Annotated in this window: 7 protein-coding genes; all 7 read left to right on the plus strand. The window is 64.0% G+C overall.

Features of this window, described 5'->3' with window-relative positions; all coding sequences use genetic code 11:
- Window positions 1–89: 89 nt before the first annotated feature.
- The 7 genes from rpsM to hisC all read left to right on the plus strand — a co-directional run bounded on the left by rpsM (window position 90) and on the right by hisC (window position 6,236).
- Window positions 90–458 (plus strand): 30S ribosomal protein S13, encoded by a 369-nt coding sequence (gene rpsM, locus G8O24_RS27045; RefSeq protein WP_014494511.1) that lies wholly within the window; start codon window positions 90–92, stop codon window positions 456–458.
- Window positions 459–581: 123 nt separating this feature from the next.
- The gene (gene rpsK / locus G8O24_RS27050) at window positions 582–971 is read left to right on the plus strand and encodes a 30S ribosomal protein S11 (protein ID WP_007603045.1); all 390 of its coding nucleotides are present in this window, start codon (window positions 582–584) and stop codon (window positions 969–971) included.
- 115 nt (window positions 972–1,086) lie between these two features.
- Window positions 1,087–2,118: a DNA-directed RNA polymerase subunit alpha gene (locus G8O24_RS27055; RefSeq protein ID WP_057745452.1), complete on the plus strand. Its 1,032-nt coding sequence runs from the start codon at window positions 1,087–1,089 to the stop codon at window positions 2,116–2,118.
- A gap of 121 nt (window positions 2,119–2,239) precedes the next feature.
- Window positions 2,240–2,656 carry a 50S ribosomal protein L17 gene (gene rplQ, locus G8O24_RS27060; RefSeq protein WP_057745449.1) on the plus strand — a complete coding sequence of 139 codons (417 nt, stop codon included), beginning with the start codon at window positions 2,240–2,242 and terminating at the stop codon, window positions 2,654–2,656.
- 311 nt (window positions 2,657–2,967) lie between these two features.
- Window positions 2,968–3,756, plus strand: coding sequence for an SDR family NAD(P)-dependent oxidoreductase (locus G8O24_RS27065; RefSeq protein WP_188104679.1), 789 nt, complete (start codon window positions 2,968–2,970; stop codon window positions 3,754–3,756).
- 93 nt (window positions 3,757–3,849) lie between these two features.
- The gene (locus G8O24_RS27070; RefSeq protein ID WP_188104681.1) at window positions 3,850–5,166 is read left to right on the plus strand and encodes a chloride channel protein; all 1,317 of its coding nucleotides are present in this window, start codon (window positions 3,850–3,852) and stop codon (window positions 5,164–5,166) included.
- Window positions 5,163–6,236: a histidinol-phosphate transaminase gene (gene hisC / locus G8O24_RS27075; RefSeq protein ID WP_188104683.1), complete on the plus strand. Its 1,074-nt coding sequence runs from the start codon at window positions 5,163–5,165 to the stop codon at window positions 6,234–6,236. The genes G8O24_RS27070 and hisC overlap by 4 nt, the downstream gene beginning before the upstream one ends.
- Window positions 6,237–6,460 lie beyond the last annotated feature (224 nt).

Genomic DNA, 6,460 nt, shown 5'->3' on the forward strand with positions numbered 1-6,460 from the left:
TCGTGTTCGCGTTTGTGAACACCTGCCCGAGAAACATAAGCACTTAAAGCCCGATTCCTGACGAGGGATCGGCAACAGGAGAGAAGGCCGTGGCCCGTATTGCCGGCGTGAACATTCCGACCAACAAGCGCGTGCTGATCGCGCTCCAGTACATCCATGGCATCGGCCAGAAGATCGCTGGTGAGATCCTCGAAAAGGTGAAGATCCCCGAGGATCGCCGCGTCAATCAGCTCAGCGACGCCGAAGTGCTCCAGATCCGCGAAGTGATCGACCGCGACTATCTCGTCGAGGGCGATCTGCGTCGTGAAGTCGGTATCAACATCAAGCGTCTGATGGACCTCGGTTGCTATCGCGGCCTGCGTCATCGTCGCGGTCTGCCGGTGCGCGGTCAGCGCACCCACACCAATGCGCGTACGCGCAAGGGGCCGGCCAAGGCCATCGCCGGCAAGAAGAAGTAAGTTTTCGCATCCAGTCGCGGCGTGTGGCGAAGCGGGGAGACCCTCTCGCCACGCGCCTTTCGTTCCATCAGGTGTAGCCGCTGGCATTACGGCGGCGTTTGAGATCTTCAGGAAAGGTACTCTATGGGCAAGGAAGCCACCCGCGTTCGTCGTCGTGAGCGCAAGAACATCGCCTCCGGCGTCGCGCACGTGAACTCGTCCTTCAACAACACGACCATCACCATCACCGACGCGCAGGGCAACACGATTGCCTGGTCTTCCGCCGGCACGATGGGCTTCAAGGGCTCGCGCAAGTCGACCCCGTACGCCGCACAGGTCGCCGCTGAAGACGTGTCGAAGAAGGCGCAGGAACACGGCATGCGCACGCTGGAAGTCGAAGTCGCCGGTCCCGGTTCGGGCCGCGAATCGGCGCTCCGTGCGCTGCAGGCCGCCGGCTTCACCGTCACCTCGATCCGCGACGTGACCACGATCCCGCACAACGGCTGCCGTCCGCGCAAGCGTCGGCGCGTCTGATTTCTACGTGTTGCGGGCGCATCGGCGCCCGCGATGCTTTTTGCAAGAAGCCGCGGGTTTGATCTGCGGCCTTTCTCCAACGCCAGTATTTGAATTTTCAAATCGACTGGCCTGTATGGGTGAAACAGTGACGATCCAGAAAAATTGGCAAGAACTGATTCGGCCGAACAAGCTCCAGGTCACGCCCGGCAGCGACCCGTCGCGCTTCGCGACCATCGTTGCCGAGCCGCTCGAGCGCGGCTTCGGCCAGACGCTCGGCAATGCGCTGCGTCGCATCCTGCTCTCCTCGCTCCAGGGCGCGGCGGTGCAGTCGGTGCACATCGACGGCGTGCTGCACGAGTTCTCCTCGATCGCTGGCGTCCGTGAGGACGTCACCGACATCGTGCTGAACATCAAGGACATCTCGATCAAGATGCAGGGCGAAGGCCCCAAGCGCATGGTCGTGAAGAAGTCCGGCCCGGGCGTCGTCACCGCCGGCGACATCCAGACCGTCGGCGATGTCGTCGTGCTCAACCCGGACCTGCAGATCTGCACCCTCGACGAGGGCGCCGAGATCCGCATGGAGTTCACGGTCTCGACCGGCAAGGGCTACGTGCCCGCCGAGCGCAACCGTCCCGAGGACGCGCCGATCGGCCTGATCCCGGTCGACAGCCTTTACTCGCCGGTGCGCAAGGTCTCCTACAAGGTCGAGAACACCCGCGAGGGCCAGATCCTCGACTACGACAAGCTGACCATGACGATCGAGACCAACGGCGCGATCTCGCCGGATGACTCGGTGGCTTACGCCGCCCGCATCCTGCAGGATCAGCTCAACGTGTTCGTCAACTTCGAAGAGCCGCGCAAGGAAGTCGCCCAGGAGATCATCCCGGACCTCGCCTTCAACCCGGCCTTCCTCAAGAAGGTGGACGAGCTCGAGCTGTCGGTGCGTTCGGCCAACTGCTTGAAGAACGACAACATCGTCTACATCGGCGACCTCGTGCAGAAGAGCGAGGCGGAAATGCTCCGCACTCCGAACTTCGGCCGCAAGTCGCTGAACGAGATCAAGGAAGTGCTGGCCCAGATGGGTCTACACCTCGGCATGGAAGTGCCGGGCTGGCCGCCGGAGAACATCGACGAGCTCGCCAAGCGCTTCGAAGATCACTATTGATCCGACTTCACCGTGACGGCCGGCGTCCCCGGCCGTCATTTTTATGGGCGAACGCAGGAAGCCCACCTGAGCAACTGGTCCGACGAACCGTCGCGGCAGTTCTAAAATAAGGAATAGTTACATGCGTCACGGCAAGGTTCATCGGAAGCTCAACCGCACGGCCGAGCATCGCCGCGCGATGTTCGCCAACATGGCGGCCGCGCTGATCAAGCACGAGCAGATCGTCACCACGCTGCCGAAGGCCAAGGAGCTTCGCCCGATCGTCGAGAAGCTCGTCACCCTCGGCAAGAAGGGCGGCCTGTCCATGCGTCGCCAGGCCATCTCCGAGATGCGCGACAAGGACCAGGTCAAGAAGCTGTTCGACGTGCTGGCGCCCCGCTATAAGGATCGCCAGGGTGGCTACACCCGCATCATCAAGGCCGGCTTCCGCTACGGCGACAACGCCGCGATGGCCGTGATCGAGTTCGTCGATCGCGACGTCGATGCCAAGGGCCAGGACTCAGGTCCGGTCCAGGCGAAGGAAGCCGAGGCGGCGTAAGCTATCTCGACATCAACGTGTCAAAAGCGGCGCCTCGGGGCGCCGCTTTTTTTGTTGCTCAGGCGCGCAGTGGCGCGACGACGAAATCAAACGTGCGATTACGCAACGCATCGCGCGCGATGGTCACAAGCTCAAGCCGCCGTTGGCCTATGCTGGGCGATGCCACCATGACGGCTCAGGATATCGATGCCATCGTCGCGTTTGTCCGGATGCCACCGCCAAAACGCTGAAGCCTCACGCATCGGTGAGGGACGATTGAAGCTGCTTGTGCAGCGCACGATATCCCCGTCGACAGCAATGGAGATTGACTGATGAAGATCGACCTTTCCGGAAAGACTGCCCTCGTCACCGGCTCGACCGCAGGCATCGGCCACGCCATCGCCAAGGGCCTTGCTGCTTCCGGCGCCAGCGTCGTGATCAACGGACGCGGCCAGGACAAGGTCGATGCGGCCGTGCGCAAGCTGGAAGGGACGGGCGCCAAGGTGCGCGGCATCGCCGCCGACGTGTCGACCGCGGCCGGCTGCAAGGCGCTGGCGGCTGATCTGCCCGAGGTTGACATTCTCATCAACAATGCCGGCATCTTCGAGCCGAAGGACTTCTTCGAGATTCCGGACGAGGACTGGAGCCGCTTCTTCGAGGTCAACGTGATGAGCGGCGTGCGGCTGTCGCGGGCCTACATGAAGGGCATGCTCAAGCGCAACTGGGGCCGCATCGTCTTCATTTCCTCCGAGTCCGGGCTCAACATTCCCGTCGAGATGATTCACTACGGCATGAGCAAGACGGCCCAGCTCGCGATCGCGCGTGGCCTTGCGCAGCTCACCCGGGGCACCGCCGTCACCGTGAACTCGGTGCTCCCCGGTCCGACCATGTCCGAGGGCGTCGAGACCTTCGTGAAGGATCTCGCCAGGCAGAACGGGCAGTCGGTTGACGAGGCGGCCGCCAATTTCGTCAAGCAGCACCGCCCGAGTTCGCTGATCCAGCGCTTTGCCAGCGTCGACGAGATCGCCAACATGGTGGTCTATGTCGCCTCGAAGGAGGCATCCGCCACCAACGGTGCGGCGCTGCGCGCTGAAGGCGGCATCGTCAACACCATCGCCTGAGCAGAGTTGGGGCGTCGGGACCGGGGTTCCAGCCTAGCTGCTCTGCCCCACTTCCTGCTTCAATTCGGGGCCCGACAGGCTAAAACGAGCCCCATGCTCTGGCCCCTCTCGACCCGTCACAAGCGCCTGTTCAGGCTGACATCCGCGCGATGGCAGCGACGGGCGATCTTTCTGCTCGGCGGGATCGGGGTCGGCGCCGCGGCGGTGGCGCTGGCGCAGCTGGCCGATCTCGCCCAGCATGCCTTTGCGCTGCTCCTGGCCAGGTCGCGCTATGCCGTGCTGGCGGTGACGCCGCTCGGCTTCATGCTGTCGGCCTATCTGACCATCCGCCTGTTTCCGAATGCGCAGGGCAGCGGCATTCCGCAGGCGATCGCCGCGCGGCATCTGAGCGATCAGGCAGCGCGCGAGAGCCTGGTCTCGATCCGGATCGCGATCGGCAAGATGATCCTCACGCTGTTCGGGCTGCTGTGCGGTGCTTCGGTCGGGCGGGAAGGGCCGACCGTTCAGGTCGGCGCCTCCATCATGTTCGCACTCGGCCGTGTCTCGCCGCGTCGCCAACCTGGCTTGATCCTCGCCGGTGCTGCCGCCGGCGTCGCCGCGGCCTTCAACACGCCGCTTGCGGGAATCGTCTTCGGCATCGAAGAGATGAGCCGCGCATTCGAGACCCGCACGTCCAGTCTCATCATTGCAGCGGTCATTGCCGCCGGCCTGACGTCGCTCGCGCTGGCCGGCAATTACGCCTATTTCGGCAGCAGCGCGATGTCGCTTTCGCGTGGCGCCGACTGGCTGGCCGTTCCGCTGTGCGGTGCGGTCGGCGGCCTTGCGGGCGGCCTGTTCAGCCGGGTCGTCATCGCCATGGCGCGCGGGTTGAAGAACCCGCTCGGACGCGCGATCAAGGGCCACCCGCTGTGGTTCGCATTCGCCTGCGGCCTCGCTGTCGCGATCTGCGGCCTGATCTCGGGCGATACCATCTATGGCACGGGCTATGAGCAGGTGAAGACGGCGCTGGAGCACGGTTCGCCGCTGCCACGAGATTTTGGCTTACTCAAGCTTCTGGCTACGACTTTTGCCGCGATCAGCGGCATCCCCGGCGGCATATTCTCGCCCTCGCTCGCCGTCGGTGCCGGCATCGGCAGCAACATCGCGGCGCTATTCCACGATGCGCCGCTCGGCGCGATCATGCTGCTTGGTATGGTCTCCTACTTCGCCGGCGTCGTGCAGGCGCCGATCACTGCCTTCGTGATCGTGACCGAGATGACCGACAATCACGGCATGGTCGTGCCGTTGATGGCGGCGGCACTGATCGCGCATTTCGTCTCGCGGATGATCTGCGAGGAAGGTATCTATCACGCGCTCGCAAAAGGCTTTGTCGAGCGGGCGACGCGTCCGCGTGAGGGTGAGGGAAGATGAGCCGTTTCTGGAGCAGCTTGACGCATGAGTTGAAGCCCTACGTGCCGGGCGAACAGCCTCGCATGGCGGATCTCGTCAAGCTGAACACCAACGAGAACCCGCTCGGACCGTCGCCGCGCGCATTGGAGGCGATCCGCTCTGCGGCGGCCGATACGCTGCGTCTTTATCCGGACCCGCAGGCGACGGCGCTGCGCGCGGCCCTGGCCGCCTATCACGGCGTGAAGCCCGAGCAGGTCTTTGTCGGCAACGGTTCGGACGAGGTGCTGGCGCATGCTTTCGTCGCGCTGCTGAAGCATGATCGGCCGCTGCTGTTTCCCGATATCACCTACAGCTTCTATCCGGTCTATTGCCGTCTGTTCGGCATTGCGTATGAGACCGTGCCGCTCGATCAGGCCATGCAAATTCGCGTCGCAGATTACCGGCGGCCGGCTGGCGCGATCATCATCCCCAATCCGAACGCGCCGACAGGCATCGCACTGTCGCGCGCCGAGATCGAGACATTGCTGCAAGAGCATCCGGATGCGCCTGTCGTCGTCGACGAGGCCTATGTCGATTTCGGCGCCGAGACCGCCATTCCACTGGTTGCGTCCCATCCGAATCTGCTGGTCGTGCAGACCATGTCCAAGTCCCGCGCGCTGGCCGGACTACGGGTGGGATATGCGATCGGCGATGCCGATCTGATCGATGCGCTGACGCGCGTGAAGGACAGTTTCAATTCATATCCGCTCGGCCGGCCTGCTCAGGCCGGTGCGATTGCTTCGCTGCAGGACGACGCCTATTTCCAGCAGAGCCGCCTTCGTGTGATCGAAGGCCGGGAGCGGCTGATCCGCGGACTCACGAGCGCCGGCTTTGCGGTGCTGCCGTCGCTCGCCAACTTCGTCTTCGCGCGCCATCCCGCGCATGAGGGGGCGAAGCTTGCGGCTGCGCTGCGCGAGCAGGCGGTGATCGTCCGCCACTTCTCGGCGCCGCGCATCGCGGATTTCCTGCGGATCACCGTCGGCACGGACGAGCAGATCGATCGGCTGCTGTCGGCGTTGGGCCGGATCGTGAAATCGCGCGAGAAATCGTAGGGTGGGTTAGCCCTGCGACTGCGCGAAGCGCAGTTCGCACGGCGTAACCCACCACGCATCCGCGCGTGCTGAACGAAGATGGTGGGTTACGCCCATCAACTGCGCTTTGCGCAGCTGCTGGTCTAACCCACCCTACGCTCCAGCGTTGCGGTCGCCTACCACCCCTCCAGCACGATCTTGCCGCGCGACTTGCCGCTTTCGAGCAGCGCATGCGCGCGCTTGAG

The sequence above is a fragment of the Bradyrhizobium campsiandrae genome, assembly GCF_014529705.1.
Lineage (GTDB): Bacteria > Pseudomonadota > Alphaproteobacteria > Rhizobiales > Xanthobacteraceae > Bradyrhizobium > Bradyrhizobium campsiandrae.